The following is a 16591-nucleotide window of genomic DNA, read 5'->3' on the forward strand; positions in this document are numbered from 1 at the left end:
GGCGGGATCAGCATGAATACCGCTGCCGCCATTGCCACGCCTGCACGGGCAAGACCGGCAGATGCCGCCTGCTGCACCACGGTGGGCAGTGTTTTCTTCGCTTCGTCATACACAAGGCTGCCGCCCTGGATGTTCCAGGCACCCTGGAAGGCGAAAATGCTCATGGTCATCAGTGCCGGCTTCTGGTTGGGAATGACGATCCGCCAGCAGGTGGTGAACAGATTGGCACCGTCCACCTTTGCCGCCTCGATCATAGCGTCCGGCACCTGACTCATGGACTGCCGCATCAGGAACAGACCCATTGCCGACGCAATGGAGGGCAGGATCAGTGCCCTGGTAGTGTTGATCAGGTTCAGCTCGGACATGACCATGTACTGCATGATGTAGATAACATTACTATTGTAAAGCAGGGAGATGACAATGATCTTGTTGATGATCCCATTGCCGGGGAATTTGCACTTTGCCAGCACGAAGGCTGCCATGGAGGCAACGATGCACTGTGCCACGGTGACAACCACCGTGACGAACACGCTGTTCCACACATACCGGGAGAAGGGCACCCACATCTGTCCCAGAACCCGGAACATATCCCGGAAGTTGTCCAGGGTGGGGTTCATGGGGTAGAACTTGGGCGGGAAGATAAACAGCTCCTCCACCGGCTTGATGGATGTGATGATCGCCAGGTAAATGGGAAATACCATAAACAGACCCAGCACCGTCAGAAAGAGGAAAATGGCAATGCTGCCGCCGATCCTGCGTCCTGCCCGCTTGTTGGACGCTTTGAGCTTTGATGTATCGGTCATCGGTTTCCCTCCTTAATCCATGTACTTGCTCAACAGCTTGCTGATCAGCTTGTTGGCAAGGAACATGAAGATAAACAGCACCATACAGATTGCAGATGCATAGCCCATTTCGTAACGCACCCAGCCATAGTCATAGGCATGGGTCATAATGGTGTGGGCGGCGTAGTCGGTACTGGGGAAGCCCACCAGATTCCGGGCTACGATGTCGGCGGTAAAGGAGCTGACGATCTGCATGACCGCAGCGAACATCAACTGGGGTCCCATGGAAGGGATGGTAATGTAGATCAGTTCCTGCCACCGGTTCTTGATGCCCTCGATGGCGCCGGCTTCATACTGGGAACGGTCGATATTCTGGAAGCCTGCACGGAGCGCCAGGAATCCGGCACCCAGACTGATCCACAGTTGTACCACGATGACTACCCCCAGAATGTACTGGGAGTCGGTGAGCCACTGGACAGCGTAGGTGTTGATGCCCAGGTTGATGAGCACCGCATTGGCTATGCCGTAGGTATCACCACTGAAGATCAGCTGCCACACGGTGTACACATTTGCCATGGAGGGCGCATAGAAGATCAGGGTGAAAATGGTTTTCAGCCTGGGATGCAGCTCGTTGATGAGCCACGCCAGCAAAAAGCACAGCACATAGCTGATGGGGCCGGTGAACAATGCGAACACCAGGGTGACACGGATGGATTTTACGAAGATCGCATCCGAAATGAACAGATTGTAGAAGTTGGACAGTCCCACCCACTTGGGGAACTGTACCATGTTAAAGTCGGTCATGCCCATGGGCAGGGACATGATGACCGGAATGATGGTGAATACCAGGAAGAACAGCATAAAGGGAAGCAGCATCAGATAGCATTCCTTGTTCTGCTTGATTTGCAGCCAGGTGTAATGCCGCTGCTCCTTTTTGCTTCTCCGCCCGATTGCGTCCTTATCCAAAAGTAACCCTCCTTTTTTATAGGCAGGCGTTATACAGCATTCCCCATGCTGCAAACGTCTTACTCAAGTCCCAGATTTTCACGCTTTCTGGTGATCTCGTCATTGATATCGTCGTTGTATTTCATCAGCGTATCTCTCGGATTCGCTTCCACGTTGTTGACGGTCTCACGGAATGCGTTCATGATATTCCGGGTCACCGCATAGGACGCAGGAATAATGGGAATCTCCACCAACTCATCCCGCTGGGCGCTCAGCTTTGCAAGCTCCTCAGAGGACCAGGACAGTTGCTTGAGAGCTTCGGTGTTTGCCGCATCAAACCGTCCCATCTGACCCAGCAGACCCTCGATGTTCATGCCGTATGCCACCTGGGTCTCAGTGGAGGAGAACCAGCGGACAAACTTCCATGCGTTTTCCTTGTTTGCCACGCTGTTGAAGATGATGGCCGCACTGCCGGAGGAGTTGCTTGCGTGGGAAATGGTGCCGTCCTCATTCAGCGTGCCGGGCACGGTGGTGAAATCCCACAGACCCTTGATCTCCGGAGAAGCAACCTCCAACTGGTTGAAGAAGGTGTAGTTGGACACCACGATAGGATACAGACCGGTACGGAACCGGCTGAATGCGTCATAGGTCTGTTCAAACTCATACTTGGTGTAAAATTCCGTCCAGGTCTCAAAGGACTGCACCGCCCGGATGTCGTCAAAGGTAGTACGGGTCTGGGCGTCATTATAATAGTTGAGTCCCTTTTGCAAAGTCAGCATTGCGTAAGTATGACCAGCCTCCGTTGCGGGGGATACATTTGCCGGCGGCAGGATCAGACCAACCCCCATGTAGTTCCGCTGGAGCGCCGGCAGCATGTCGATCAGCTCCTGCCAGGTCTGGGGCGGAGCGGTAAAGCCAAGCTCACTGAGAATGTCCTTCCGGTAGAACAGCATGGGCCAGTTCTGGGAAATGGGCAGACCGTAGGTGCCCCCTTCATACTGATACTGGACGGTGGCATACTTCTGGAACCAGCCTTCGGTTTCCTTGTAATCCGCAAACTGGGACATATCCACCAGCAGACCCCGTGCCGCCAGGTTCACCGGGAACTCGCCGCCGATGAACAGCGCCACATCCGGCTGCTTGTCTGCCAGAGCGGCTTCTACGATACCGCCCACAACCAGGTTCACGGAAACCGGGATGCCGGTCTTCTCCATAAAGTCGGATTCTGCCAACTGCTTGACAACCTGTGCCTGGTCACGGCCAAGCTGCACCCAGACGTTCAGCACCTCATCGGATTCCCCGTCAATGTCGGACAGGGTGGTGTAATCCTCCGTAAAGGAGCCGATGAACGCCTTCCAGTTGAATGCCAACTGGGAGAAGAATTTCTCGTCCACAGAGCTGAACTGCTGATCCGCAGAAGCCAGCTCGATATAGTCAACCTCCAGAGGCTGATCCCGGTAATCCCGCATCCAGGCGGAAATGGCGGTGATATTATCCTTGATCTGGGTCATGTAATCCGGAATGCGGATGGGCTTTTCCATACACTTTTCCAGGATCACCGTCATCCGGGTCAGGGCAGCCGCCTCGGAGCCCTCCGTGCCGGACAGGGATTCGATCTCCCGCTGCACGGTGGTGAGCCGATCATACAGATCCTGGAACTCATCCAGGATCTCCGGGATCTTCTTGTGCACGTTATAGTCCGTGTACTTATCCGGATCCGGCCCGGTGATCATCAGGATCTTCCGGTAGCAGGTGTTCAGATCCAGCACGATGGAATCCAGCCGCCGCATAGCGTCCCCGATCTCTCCGGGCACAACCTCCAGCGTCAGGGTATGTACCTGGTCAGCGGTCAGATATACATATATATAATCACCACTTGCATCCTTGGGGGAGGTAACGCTCCAGTCCGTGTCGTAGTAGAACTTGATCTGGTTCAGTTCCTCATACTGCACCTTTCCATCCACCAGCAGCCGCCGGTTGGAGTAGAAGCCCCGCATATCCTGCTGCCGGGCCTTGATGCCGATCTTGTACCAGCCATCCCCGGTGAGCTTGTTGGACTCCTTGTCGTTGATGTTCCAGGTAATGGTCTGCAACGCCTTTTTCCAGTTGCCGCTGCCAATGGTGTTGTACACCATCTTGGTAGGATTGGAGGGGGACGCCAGGTAGGAGGAATTGTCATAGGTGGGATACAGAGTGGAGTCGGACTTGTAGTCCGCCTGCTCACCCTCCAGCCGGATCATGGTGGAGGGGGTAGAGGACAGGGCAGAGGCATCCGGCTTGGAATCCCCATAGGGGGCAGCCTGCTCCGGCTGGGAGAAGGCGATATACTCCAGGGCAATATTCGCCTTTACGCCGCTGAGGGTCAGAGTGTGGGTGCCTGCCTCCAGGTAGAAGATCAGCGGATCATTGAACAGACCATCCACATCCTGTAGGTAGGTGGACATCCAGGCACCGCTCTGGATCTGAGAGGGACGCACCTGGTTGCCCCGGCTGTCCACATAAATATCCTTTTCGTTGACCCACCGCTTGTTCAGGGTGATCCGGGAGGCAGTGTCATAGGGGGATTCCCCGTCAATGAGCATGGAAAGCTCAATGGTGGTGGCTGTGGTCTCGAGGGGGAAATAGGACATTTTTGCACAATACACGCCGCTCTGGGCAACGGTGAATTTGTAGTTGACCTTCCCCTCGGAGCTGTCCCAGATCAGCACATTGTCCTTGGTGTCCCCCTCCGTGCCGTAGGAGCCAACTGAGAAATTGCCTCCCTCTGTGGAGTCATACTCTGCGCCGGGCATCATGATCTCCACGTCCGGCCGGCTGCTGCCGCTGTAAACGTCGTAATAGTCGCTGTAGGTATGCTGCTCAACGTACAGAGGGTTCTCGCCCTCTGTGGATTCCACCGTCAGCAGGGAGGTGTCCTCCGCCGCAGCCGACTTGTCCGCCGCTGCAAATGCTGAAAACGGAACCGCCGTCAGGGACAGCGCCGCCGCAAGAATGGCTGACAGCGCCCCAGCTGCCGCTTTTCTTTTCTTTCTTGTGTTTCTCACGTTTCTCCGCCTTTCTGTGCCTCCGGCAGGCTGTGGTCTGCCTGCCCACGAAAATCAGTCATCTCAGCGCAGCGCCCCGGAGCCAAGCCTGCCACTCTGGGAGCACTGCGTTAATAAATATATTTTTCTTTTGCATCCAAGCTGTCCGATTTGCACAAGTGTACGAAAATATTATACCAACCGGCAAGCAATTTGTCAAGGTGTAGAAAAAAGGTTTTCTGCGCCATAGCATAATTGTGAAGGATGCAAAGAGGTTCTCCTTTGTCCCGGCTGTATATTGACAGATCACAGGACTGCCGGGAGATTAAATAAAAAGATACCTGCTTTATTTAAGGAATATATTGCTCTGCATTCGGATACATTTTGCAGCTATTCAAAATGCTTGGCATCCGCAAAGAACACCTGCCCGGTAAAGGGGTCAAAGGCCAGATCCTCATTATCCGGCCGGAATACAAGATATTCCTGCTTGTAAAACAAAGGGATAAAACAAGCGTCCTCCAGCAGCAGCCGTTCCGCCGCCCGGTAATGCTCCAGTGTACCGCTGAGGTTTTCCACCCCGGCAGCCTCCTGTAGCTGCGCCTGCACATCCCGGAGGGTCTGCTCCGACATGCCCAGCATCCCCTGCTGCTCCAGCAGCCGCTGCAGCGCCCCTGCCGGGCTGTTGTAGTCACTGCCCATGCCATACAGGGCAATGGCATACGCCCCGTCCCGCAGCCGCTGTGCATAGGTTTCCGGATCCACCGGGTCGATGCCGATGTAAAAGCCAAACAGATCGCTCCACCGACGCACGATCTCATGGAGCGCCGCATAGTCCGTCAGCCCCGCCGGCACCAGGATCTGCGCACTTTCCAGGGAGGCAATGCCCAGCTCCTCCAGCGCCTGGGTGTACAGAACTGCCGCATCCTGCCCGGCAGACTGAACGGATTGCTGGGATACCAGCTCCCGGTATTCCTTCCCCAGCATCCGCACAGCCGGGGGCACCAGGGCGAATGCCTCCGTGGTGTCCGCCCCCAGCATGGGGACATAGTCCGCCGACCGTGCGCCCAGGGACAGTGCCTTTCGCAAGGAGGCGTTCGAGTACTGGGAATGCCGGGGGTTGAAAATCAGCCCATAGGTAACGCTTTCGTAGGATAAAGTTGTATACTTGCCGCTGGCGGCGTAGCTGCTGTCCTGCCGCTGGCGGCTTAGCTGCTGTCCGCCGTAATCAGACAGTCGGTGAGGGAATCCCGGAAATTCTGCTCCGCCTTCTGGGCATCCTGGATGTAGAAGGTCAGATTGGAGGGATACACCTGCTTTGCCCGGCTGTTCAGGGCATTCCGCCGCATATAGATCTGGTTCTCCTTGCCGTAGGGATCGTAGAACCACATGCGCAGGTAAAAGGCTCCGTTGGAGATCACCGAGTCCTCATCCAGCCCATAGCGTCCCTTGCAGCCGTAAAAAAAGCTGGGATTGCAGGGCATTGCGGCAGTGGTGGCAAGCAGGGAAAGGAAGTTTGCATCCGGTCTGTCCAGGGTGAACACCACCGTGTAGGTGTCCGATGCATCCACTCCGATCTGGGTGCAGTCCAACTCTCCATCCATGATCCTCTGCCCGTTTTTCAGGGCGGCAAACCGCTCCCGGTAGGGGGAGCCGGTCCGGGGATCAAACAGCCGCTGAAAGGCATACACAAAATCTGCGGCAGTCACTGGAGCGGCATGCTTCGCCGCATCCTCACTGTCCGTCCGGGTGGCCTCCTGCCGGGCATCCCCCAGGGAGTACCAGTAGTTATCCTTCCGCATGTGGACGGTGTAGGTACAGCCGTCCGGGGAGATCTCATAGGATTCCGCCACATCCGGAACAACGTTCCCCGTGTCATCCATCCGGAACAGACCGGAAAACAGATTCCCGATCACCGTCAGAGAGGCTTCATCCGTGGCAAGCTGGGGATCCAGGCTTTGCGGATTTGCGTCCAGCGTATAGCTGAACAAATAGCCGGCACCGGTGCCCCTATCCTTTTCACAGCCCCCCAGCATCGGAGCTGTCGCCAGCAGCAGACAAAGGAACCCTGCCGTAATTCTCTGGTTCAATGCTTCCCATCACCATCCATTTCTCCTTTTTGCAAAAGGGCACAAAAAAGGAGCGATATACGCTCCTCTATTATAGCATATTTTACGTCCCATAGCAAGAGCCGGAGACTGTGCAAAAAACGCCAATCACTGTGCAATTAAAGCGATTCCAGCACAACCGTGCTGCCGGATTCCAGACTTTTCTGTACATCAATGAACCGCTGGTTGGAGCTGCCCTTGAAATGCAGCTCATAGCTTTTTTTGTCCTGCTCAAATCTGCCGTCCACCAGATAATCCGTCACTTCCAGCAGCGCCCGATACCCGTTTTCCTGGTTGGCATCCTCCAGCAGCTTTTCATAGGTAAAGCCGGTGTAGGTAATGATATTCAACCCCCGCTGCCGCAGCTGCACCCCAAGCTCCGCCAGAACTGATGCCTGACAGAAGGGCTCGCCACCGCTGAAGGTGACTCCGTCCAGCAGGGGATTGGCGTCGATCCGTGCCAGCAGCTGGGCGCAGTCCGTGTCCGTGCCGCCTGCAAAATCATGGGTCTGGGGATTGTGACAGCCGGGGCAGTGGTGGGGACAGCCCTGGACAAAAATGGTGAAGCGGATGCCGGGGCCGTCTACGATGGAGTCGTTTTCCGTGCCTGCAAGTCTCAGTGTCATATGATCCTCCTATAAAAGCAGCACCCCACAGAGCCTGTAGGGTACTGTCTTTCTATGCATCAAACGCTGTGCTTTACCCGATCCCGTTCTTCCGCACGCTTTGCGTTGTTGAACCGATCCACCGTGCCTACCAGATAGCCGGTGATGCGGCGGATCCGCTCAAAGCCCACGCCGTCCTCCTCGTTTCTGCCGCACTTGGGGCAGGTGTCTCCGATGATGCCGGTATAGCCGCAGCAGGGATCATGATCCACCGGGTGGTTGATGGCACCGTAGCCGATGCCAGCTTCCTTCATGTAACGAACCACCTTTTCAAACGCAGGCAGGTTCTCCACCGGATCTCCGTTCAGCTCGATATAGCTGATGTGTCCAGCATTGGTCAGTGCGTGGTAGGGTGCCTCGATGCGGATCTTGTCCACTGCGCTGATGGGGTAATACACGGGCACATGGAAGCTGTTGGTGTAGTACTCCCGATCGGTGACGCCGGGGATGATACCGAAGCGTTTTGCATCCATCCGGACAAATCTGCCGGACAGCCCCTCCGCCGGAGTCGCCAGCAAAGAGAAGTTCAGACCGGTGCGCTTGCTTTCCTCATCCAGCCGGTTCCGCATAGCGGTAACGATCTCCAGGCCAAGCTCTCTTGCCTCCTCGCTTTCCCCGTGATGCTTGCCGATCAGCGCCTTCAGGGTCTCCGCCAGACCGATGAAGCCAACGGACAGGGTGCCGTGCTTGAGCACCTCTCCCACTTCATCATCCGGCTCCAGCTTTTCGGAGTCGATCCATACCCCCTGTCCCATCAGGAAGGGGTAGTTGCGGACTTTTTTCTGGGACTGGATCTTGAACCGGTGCATCAACTGGTTGATGGCAAGATCCATCATTTCATCCAGAGAATCGAAGAATGCACCCACGTTGTGATCCGCCTTGATGGCAAGCCGGGGCAGGTTGATGGAGGTGAAGCTCAGATTGCCTCTGCCGCTGACGATCTCCCGCTCCGGATCGTATACATTGCCGATGACACGGGTGCGGCAGCCCATGTAGGCAACCTCCGTGTTGTAATCCCCGGGCTTGTAGTACTGGAGGTTAAAGGGCGCATCAATGAAGGAGAAGTTGGGGAACAGCCGCTTTGCGGATACCCGGCACGCCAGCTTCAGCAGGTCGTAGTTGGGATCCTCCGGGTTGTAGTTGATGCCCTCCTTCACCTTGAAGATGTGAATGGGGAAAATGGGAGTCTCCCCGTTGCCCAGACCAGCCTCGTTGGCAAGCAGCACGTTCTCAATAACCATTCTGCCCTCGGGGGAGGTATCGGTGCCGTAGTTGATGGAACTGAAGGGGGTCTGGGCACCGGCACGGCTGTTCATGGTGTTCAGATTGTGGATCAGCGCCTCCATCGCCTGGTAGGTGGCACGGTTGGTTTCCTTATAGGCTGCCTTGACCGCAAAATCCTGGATCTTCTTTGCCAGCGCCTCACTGCCGCAGATCTCCGTCAACCCGGGCAGTTCCGCCTCCCGATAGCCGTTGTTGTCCGCCAGGATCGGGATCAGCCCCTGCTCCTGCTGTACCTGGGCAGCCAGCTGCTCGGACAGCTTGTCGCACTCGTTCAGCTCCAGGTCGCATTCCATTGCCAGGCAGCGGGCAATGTTCTGGGCATATCTTGCACGATAGGTTTTCTTCACGCCCTCCGCCATTGCATAGTCAAAGTTGGGTACACTCTGTCCCCCGTGCTGATCGTTCTGGTTGGACTGGATGGCGATGCACGCCAGAGCGGAATAGCTGGCAATGTCATTTGGCTCCCGCAGGTAGCCATGACCGGTGGAAAAACCGCCCTTGAACAGCTTGATCAGATCGATCTGACAGCAGGTGGTAGTCAGAGTCAAGAAGTCCAGGTCATGAATGTGGATATCCCCGTTGATGTGCGCCTTTGCCTCCTGGGGCTCCAGCACATACATTTCGTAAAACTCCTTGGCGGAAACGGAGCCGTACTTGAGCATGGTGCCCATGGCAGTGTCCCCGTCAATGTTTGCGTTCTCCCGCTTGATGTCGCTGTCCTTTGCCGGGTTGAAGGTCAGCTCATTCAGAACCGTCATCAGATTGGTTTTCATTTCCCGGGAACGGGTACGTTCATACCGGTACAAAATGTACGCCTTTGCGGTAGCGGCATGCCCCTCCTCGATCAGGGTCTTCTCCACCAGATCCTGCACCTGTTCCACGGTGGGAACCTGTCCCGGGTACTTCTCCTCCACCAGGGCGCATACCCGAGCAGCGATCTGCATGGCTTCCTCAAAGTTGGTACCGCCTACAGACTGGGCCGCCCGGAAAATCGCATTTGCGATCTTTTCCATGTTGAACGGAACCTTTCTTCCATCCCGCTTGATAATGTGAATTAACATGATCCGGACTTCCTTTCCTATTATTTAGTCATAACCGCAGTATCACAAGATATTGTGGTTATGACTACATCGCTATCTAGTATATCGTACATAGAGGCTTTTGTCAAGAATTTTTTATTTTAACATCCATGATAATTTCCCCTTTAGAGGTTGTTTCTTCAAATCAAAACACAACATCTTGTGGTCGGTTCTTGTCATACTTCTGACGATCTTCTCCCAAAGGACGGTCTGAACAGGATTTGCGGCATCCGGCGAACAAATTTTCTTGTGTTCATTGACAGCAGCTGGATTTCACGGTATAATGGTAGGGAATCAGGCGGTGTCTGCGGAGTCTCCGCACAAATCCAAAGCCGCCGGAACAGGTGATCGGATGAAAATTTCCACAAAGGGGCGGTATGCCCTGCGGCTCATGTATGAGCTTGCCTGCCACGCAGACGAGGGGTATCTGAATATCCGTGCCATCGCCCAGCGGCAGCAGATCTCGGAAAAATACCTGGAGCAGATCATCGCCATGCTGAGCCGGGGCGGCTGTGTGATCAGCTCCCGGGGCGCCCAGGGAGGCTACCGGCTGGCAAAGCCCCCGGAGGCATACACCGTGGGCATGATCCTGCGGCTGACAGAGGGATGCCTGGCACCGGTGCCCTGCATGCAGGAGGGCTGTGCGCCCTGTGAACGGGCAGAGTGCTGCCCCACCCAGTTCGTGTGGGAGGCACTGGACAACGCCATCAGCGGGGTCATTGACCGGATCACCCTGGCGGATATTGTGGCACATGCACGAGGGGAGGCGCAGCAGAAATGAAAAAGGTCATGATCGGCATGAGCGGCGGCGTGGACAGCTCCGTTGCCGCCCTGCGGCTCCAGCAGGAGGGATACGACGTAACGGGCGTGACCCTGAAGCTGTTCGGGGACGAGGATATCATCCAGGCGCCGGACGCCACCCGTACCTGCTGCGCCCTCCGGGACGTGGAGGATGCCCGGAGCGTTGCCTACCGGCTGGGCATTGAGCATCTGGTATTCAACTTCAAGGACGCTTTCCGCAGTCATGTAATGCAGCCCTTCTGTGACAGCTACCTGCGGGGGGAGACCCCCAACCCCTGCATCAACTGCAACCGGCATATTAAATTTGACGCCATGCTCCGCCGGGCGGAGGCACTGGGATATGACTATATTGCCACGGGGCACTATGCGGTACGGCGGCAGGATCCGGAAACGGGACGGTATCTGCTGTGCCGCCCCAAAGACCGGAGCAAGGATCAGACCTATGTGCTGTACAATCTGACCCAGCACCAGCTTGCCCACACCCTGTTCCCTCTGGGGGATCTGGAAAAGGCGCAGGTGCGGCAGATGGCGGAGGCGGCAGGGCTGGTAAACTCCCACAAGCCGGACAGCCAGGACATCTGCTTTGTGCCGGACGGGGACTATGCCGGGTACATCCGCCATGCCACGGGGGCGGAGATCCAGCCCGGAGACTTTCTGGATACAGCCGGCAACCCCATCGGCANNCAGCCGGCAACCCCATCGGCAGGCACCGGGGGCTGATCCACTACACCATCGGACAGCGAAAGGGACTGGGACTGTCCCTGGGGCGGCCTGCCTATGTGGTGGGGAAGGATGCAGCATCCAACACAGTGACCATCGGGGCGGAATCCGACCTGTACACGGACAGCTTTACGGTGCGGGAGCTGAACTGGATCTCCATTCCGGCATTGACCGCTCCCATGCAGGTGACGGTCAAGACCCGGTACAGCCAGACGGAGGTGCCCTGCCGGATCGAGCCGATGGAGGACGGCACCTGCCGGGCAGTTTTTGTAACGCCCCAGCGTGCGGTCACTGCCGGACAGTCCGCCGTGTTCTACGATGGGGATACAGTGGTCGGCGGCGGCATCATCCACGGATAATATATCATACAAACAGCCCGGAGACTGTCAGATCAAACCGCCTCCGGGCTTATTTTGTCAGCAGCATCAGACTGCATTGGTCATAGTGGAAGTGAGCGCACAGCCGAACACATAGCTGACGTATGCATATGCTCCGCTGATCTGGTGTGGATATGCGTCAAACGAATACCCCAATCCGGAAAAATGTGTTTTCTCTTGATGCTGCACACAGAACACGGGGGAACGGTGCAGACAGGAAACCGCAAAGCAATCCAGAGCAAACGCTCCCAGCCATAGCAGCAGCGCAAGCCCGGCAATTCGGATGATTCTCTTGCGGATCAATGTGCATTGCCCCTTTCGGTCATTCATCCCGGTGCAGATAGGTTTCCACAATGTATTTGGGTCGATGCTTGGTTTCCAGATAGATCTTGCCGATGTACTCCCCTACCACGCCGATGGCAAGGAGCTGCAAGCCGCCAATCGCCCAGACGGATACCGCAAGGGAAGTCCAGCCCGGAATGGTAGCGCCCATAAAGTACCGCACCAGACTGTAAATCAGCATCAGCAGACTGATAACAAAGATCACAAAGCCGGTGGAGGTAATGAAGCGGATGGGCTTGACGGACAGGGAGGTGATGCCCTCCATGGCGAAGGCAAGCATCTTCTTCAAGGGGTACTTGGACTCCCCGGCGAACCGTTCCGCACGCTCATAGTACACCTTATCCGTCTTGTAGCCGATCATGGGTACAACCCCCCGCAGGAACAGATTCACTTCCCCGAAGGATTCCAGATTCTGCAATGCCCGGCGGCTCATGAGCCGATAATCCGCATGGTTGTAGACGATGTCCACCCCCATCATGGCAAGGAGCTTGTAATAGCCCTGGGCGGTAAATTTCTTGAAGAAGGTATCGGTTTTCCGCTCGCTGCGCACCCCGTACACAATATCGCAGCCTCCGTCAAACTTTTCGATCATCTCATCCACGGCGTTGATGTCATCCTGCAGGTCAGCGTCCATGGAAATGGCTGCGTCGCAGTGATCCTTGGCAGTCATCAGCCCAGCCAGCAGCGCATTCTGATGTCCCTTGTTCCGGGACAGCTTCACCCCCTGGAACAGGGTATCCCCTGCCACCAGTTCCTCAATGATCTCCCAGGTACGATCCTTGGAGCCGTCGTTGACGAACATGACCCGGCTCAAGGGGGAGATCTTCCCCGCCTGCATCAGACTGTGCATCTTCTCCGCCAGACGGCTGGAGGTTTCGTGCAGCACAGCCTCCTCGTTATAGCATGGAACAACGATGTAAATAATACTACTCATGGTATCCTCTCTTTCGTCAGAAAATGGTAAACAGCTCCGCCAGGTTGTTGAATACCCCGAAATGATCCAGGGCAACCCAGGAGGGGAACTTGAAGGTGTATACATGGGCAAAATTCAGCACCAGAGCTGCCGGCACGGCAACCCCCATACAGAGCCGGGCAACCTTTCTCCAGGTCTCATTCTTGGTGTGCCGGTACAGGTAAAATCCGATGGACAGAGCGCCGATCAGAATGGGCCAGGAGAAATCCGCCGTGTAGCGGATGGCATAGCCGCTTTCCCAGATGGAACAGATGATGACCAGGGGCATGAGCACACAGGTCAGACCGATGATGACGCTCCAGCGGATCCGGTCACGCCTGTTCAGCCGCTTCAGCGCCTTCCCTGCCAGCAGGTAGCACAGCACCGGCAGCGCCAGCCAGATGATGCCGGCGGTATTCCCCGTGTCGTGGAAGTAGTAGCCGTTGATGTTCAGGGTGGTGAATTCCGTAAAGAAGAAGGGGAAAGTCCAGATGAACTTAGGCACAGCCAGCAGATAGTTGTACAGACCGATGAACACAAAGCCCATATGGAACTGGGAACGGGTAAAGTCATTGATGGTCAGAGAGTACTGGATGCCGAAATCCAGGGGGGAGTCAAACCGGGCATAGTTGTACCACAGCTGCACCCCAGCCAGCAGCAGCATGGGCACTGCGCCCCATGCCAGATAGGCGATCCGCTTGGCATTCTGCTTGCCGGCAGCCAGTTGCACCCCGGGGTGTTTGCCTGCTCTGGGCAGCGCCAACAGGATCATCACCACGGCGGCAATGCAGTACACCGCCAACGTAGGGCGGCACAGCACTGCCAGTGCCAGGAAGAAGGATGCAAGCCCCAGCTTCGGACAGGAGATCCTGCCCCGGCTGAGAATATTGGAGGTCATCAGGAAATATGCACCCACCGCCACGCATGCAAAGCCGGAGGCAATGGAAATCTCATAGAACAGGGTGCGTGCCACCACATACCAGATGCCGCTGGACGCCTGCATGACGATCAGTCCCCCCAACGCCATGCCACAGGGCAGGGTACGCTGGAACCGGCGCAGGTATGCCAGATAGGTCAGAGTCAGGAACACCACCCCGATGAGGCCGTACAGCAATACAGCAAACTGGGTGGGGAAATAATGCCCCGTCAGCAGGTGGTAGGGCAGGAACAGGGTCACCACCGGCGCAATGCCGTAGTAGGAGTAGTACTTGCCGTTGTAGAATACATGATCCCACTGGGCGTTCACATTGTCCGCCGACCGGGCACTCCAGTCATAGGGGTTTTCCATGGCAAGCAGACCCGGATCCACCGGAGCCTCCAGGCTCACCTGTCCGGCTTCAAAGGCATCCACCAGCTCCCGGGTGATCTGGTTGCCGGATTCCCGTTCAAAGATCTCCTTGATGGGGCGGCTGGTATCCGCCCACACCAGGCTCACGCATCCAAGGCAGCACACAGCGGTCACCACTGCTGCGGACGCCCGGACAAACAGCTTCTCCCGGTAGCAGGGTCTGCGCAGCAGGGTACTGTGAACGATGCCGTACCCCAGCAGGATCAGAGCCAGGAATACCCCCATGCGCAGCAGGGAAAACCGGAAGGGGATGTCCCGGTTGATGATAATGTTCCGTACGGTGATGGAGTCGTTATCCTCCGGCAGGGTGAATTTCACCCGGAAGGTGCCCACCTTCCCGGACAGCTCGCAGGTGGTAAAGTGGGAACGGGGCGTATCCTTCAGCAGCTGCATATTCACCGTATTGTACCGGTACTCCCGGTGGGTTTCGTCGGTAATATCCACGATCACACTGGCGGATTTGGTGTGATTCGCCAGGGACGCATCCACTGTCAGAGTACCCACCGGCTGATCCAGGTTCTGATAGGTGAGCAGCACCTCGCCCTTCCCCCGGATGGTCAGCTGATCCTGTCCGGCGTCATACACAAAGTCCCCGTTTTCGATGGTCACATCCGTCAGAGACAGCCGCCGTTCCGTGTAATCCCCCATCCACAGGTGAAAGGAATTGAAGTTGAACACCAGCAGCTCCACCGCCGCCAGCACGGCAATGGTGCGGGCAGCAAACCGGAGCATCCGGCAGGTGGATGCAGATTTGCTGCGGATCCAACGAATGGTCAGAGAAATCAGCAGAATGCAGGCGCAGACAGCCGCCAGGAAAAGAAAATAGCCATCCAGCCCCCGGTTGCCCAGAATATGTACCTTGCCCAGCAGCCCCTGTAAAAGCAGGTAGCCGTTTATCCCGTAGGCAACCTTCCCCAGCCGGTTCGCCCACTTCTTCTCCGCCATACTGCCAAAAGCCACGCTCAGCACAAAGCCGGCAGCAAGCAGTCCGATGGCGAACAGAACATATGTCAATATGATCCTTCTCCCCTCTTTGATACCGATTATAGATATTTTTCATTATAGCATAAAGCTGTCCCGAAATCAACTGGTTTTGTATGAACAGTAAAAAAGCCGGCACAAAATTGTACCGGCTTTTGGTATACGGAGAGAATTTATTCAGCCTTGCTGGAATCAGCCCCTGCAGCGTCCCCGGAGGGCTTGTATGCCAGGGGGATGGACTTGCCGTCCTCATCGTAGAAGGTGATGTTGTCAATGTACAGGTCAGCCTGGTTGGGGATACCCCAGCGCATCAGAACCAGCGTTGCACCGTCATAACCAGCCTCATAACGATTTGCATCCAGCAGGATGTTTGCCTCAACATGGGAATAAACCCAGTTGTTCTCCCACTCAGCAAAGGAGAATTCTGTCAGGTTTGCCCAGGTATTCTGGAGCAGACCGCCGTCCGCATCGGTTTTCTTTTCTGCTGCCAGGTTGCCGCCCAGAGCACCCATCACGTTGCCGGGCACCAGCATCTCAGAGCCGTCATCGCCGGTAAACATGCCAACAGCCACGCCGGTGATGTCGCAGGAAATGGACTTGATCTTGTTCAGATTCTCTGCACCTACCAGCTCTGCCAGGTTGAATACCACCTTCGGAACCTTGTAGGTACCGCTGTCGTCCTTGTCCAGAACCTGGACCCGCAGCTGCTTGGTGCCGTTGAACTCCTCAATGGTCAGCTCGGTAGCAGATTCATCGTTCTCGTAGTTCTTTTCAGCCATGGAATGCGCCGTGTACATATCCCCATCCTCAAAGGTAATGGCATTCTCGTCCACGGTGGGAGTGGGAGCCGGACGCTCTGTGGAGGGTGCCTCGGTGGGAGCCTCCGTCGTAGCTGCTTNNNGGGAGCCTCCGTCGTAGCTGCTTCTGTGGTTGCAGCCGCAGTGCTTGCAGCCTCCGTTGCCGCCTGGGAGGAGGAATCCTTATTGTCGCCGCAGCCGGTAACAGCCGCCAGCATGCTGCATGCCAGGAGCAGCGCTGCTAATTTCTTCATGTATAATCTTCCTTTCTGAAAACGAAAGCCCTCTGTTCAGAGAGGGCTTTCAGTCAATGTACCGATTAAAGGGAATCAGTTTCTCTTCTTGCTCACGAATGCAGCCGCACCCGCAATGGTCAGACCAGCCAGAGCC

The 16591-nt window shown here is 56.2% G+C and carries 12 protein-coding genes and 1 pseudogene (1 of these 13 cut by a window edge); 2 read left to right on the forward strand and 11 right to left on the reverse strand.

Going from position 1 to position 16591, the window contains the following annotated elements; genetic code table 11:
• The 7 genes from QVO51_RS10910 to QVO51_RS07430 form a co-directional block, all read right to left on the reverse strand.
• Positions 1-803, reverse strand: partial view of a carbohydrate ABC transporter permease gene (locus QVO51_RS10910; protein ID WP_022357869.1) — the 5' portion only. Its footprint begins 67 nt before the window's first position; the window shows 803 of its 870 coding nt (coding positions 1-803); its start codon is at positions 801-803; the stop codon falls past the left edge of the window.
• 12 nt (positions 804-815) lie between these two features.
• Positions 816-1748: a carbohydrate ABC transporter permease gene (locus QVO51_RS07405; RefSeq protein WP_022357870.1), complete on the reverse strand. Its 933-nt coding sequence runs from the start codon at positions 1746-1748 to the stop codon at positions 816-818.
• Positions 1749-1807: 59 nt separating this feature from the next.
• Positions 1808-4771, reverse strand: a complete 2964-nt coding sequence (locus QVO51_RS07410; RefSeq protein WP_022357871.1) for an extracellular solute-binding protein — start codon at positions 4769-4771, stop codon at positions 1808-1810.
• Positions 4772-5140: 369 nt separating this feature from the next.
• Positions 5141-5836: a hypothetical protein gene (locus QVO51_RS07415; RefSeq protein WP_288167989.1), complete on the reverse strand. Its 696-nt coding sequence runs from the start codon at positions 5834-5836 to the stop codon at positions 5141-5143.
• Between the two features lie 119 nt (positions 5837-5955).
• A complete protein-coding gene (locus QVO51_RS07420; protein WP_022357873.1) occupies positions 5956-6837 on the reverse strand; it encodes an ABC transporter substrate-binding protein in 882 nt (293 codons plus the stop codon).
• Between the two features lie 137 nt (positions 6838-6974).
• Positions 6975-7481, reverse strand: coding sequence for an anaerobic ribonucleoside-triphosphate reductase activating protein (gene nrdG, locus QVO51_RS07425; RefSeq protein ID WP_022357874.1), 507 nt, complete (start codon positions 7479-7481; stop codon positions 6975-6977).
• Positions 7482-7540: 59 nt separating this feature from the next.
• A complete protein-coding gene (locus QVO51_RS07430) occupies positions 7541-9865 on the reverse strand; it encodes an anaerobic ribonucleoside triphosphate reductase (RefSeq protein WP_022357875.1) in 2325 nt (774 codons plus the stop codon).
• A gap of 370 nt (positions 9866-10235) precedes the next feature.
• Here QVO51_RS07430 and QVO51_RS07435 point away from each other — a divergent pair, with 370 nt between their 5' ends.
• Together QVO51_RS07435 and mnmA are read left to right on the forward strand one after the other, a co-directional pair.
• Positions 10236-10664: an RrF2 family transcriptional regulator gene (locus tag QVO51_RS07435; RefSeq protein WP_276746638.1), complete on the forward strand. Its 429-nt coding sequence runs from the start codon at positions 10236-10238 to the stop codon at positions 10662-10664.
• A pseudogene (mnmA, locus tag QVO51_RS07440) lies at positions 10661-11763 on the forward strand (tRNA 2-thiouridine(34) synthase MnmA). The gene QVO51_RS07435 and the pseudogene mnmA overlap by 4 nt, the downstream one beginning before the upstream one ends.
• Before the next feature lie 66 nt (positions 11764-11829).
• Here the strand turns inward: mnmA and QVO51_RS07445 are convergent.
• From QVO51_RS07445 to QVO51_RS07460, 4 genes are all read right to left on the reverse strand, one after another.
• Complete coding sequence (locus QVO51_RS07445) at positions 11830-12084, reverse strand: hypothetical protein (protein WP_288167991.1); 255 nt, start codon at positions 12082-12084, stop codon at positions 11830-11832.
• A 19-nt stretch (positions 12085-12103) separates the two neighbouring features.
• Positions 12104-13057: a glycosyltransferase family 2 protein gene (locus QVO51_RS07450; RefSeq protein ID WP_015559199.1), complete on the reverse strand. Its 954-nt coding sequence runs from the start codon at positions 13055-13057 to the stop codon at positions 12104-12106.
• Positions 13058-13073: 16 nt separating this feature from the next.
• Positions 13074-15437 (reverse strand): hypothetical protein, encoded by a 2364-nt coding sequence (locus QVO51_RS07455; RefSeq protein WP_022357879.1) that lies wholly within the window; start codon positions 15435-15437, stop codon positions 13074-13076.
• A 140-nt stretch (positions 15438-15577) separates the two neighbouring features.
• The gene (locus QVO51_RS07460; protein ID WP_288167993.1) at positions 15578-16237 is read right to left on the reverse strand and encodes a hypothetical protein; all 660 of its coding nucleotides are present in this window, start codon (positions 16235-16237) and stop codon (positions 15578-15580) included.
• Between the last annotated feature and the right edge of the window lie 354 nt (positions 16238-16591).

It is taken from the genome of Ruminococcus sp. CAG:379, assembly GCF_000434255.1.
Lineage (GTDB): Bacteria > Bacillota > Clostridia > Oscillospirales > Ruminococcaceae > Ruminococcus_F > Ruminococcus_F champanellensis.

What these genes read in the sequence shown, in the direction of transcription:
- QVO51_RS07430 (WP_022357875.1), bottom strand. Translation starts at nt 9,865, where the DNA reads ATGTTAATTCACATTATCAAGCGGGATGGAAGAAAGGTTCCGTTCAAC.
- QVO51_RS07435 (WP_276746638.1), top strand. Translation starts at nt 10,236, where the DNA reads ATGAAAATTTCCACAAAGGGGCGGTATGCCCTGCGGCTCATGTATGAG.
- QVO51_RS07450 (WP_015559199.1), bottom strand. Translation starts at nt 13,057, where the DNA reads ATGAGTAGTATTATTTACATCGTTGTTCCATGCTATAACGAGGAGGCT.
- nrdG (WP_022357874.1), bottom strand. Translation starts at nt 7,481, where the DNA reads ATGACACTGAGACTTGCAGGCACGGAAAACGACTCCATCGTAGACGGC.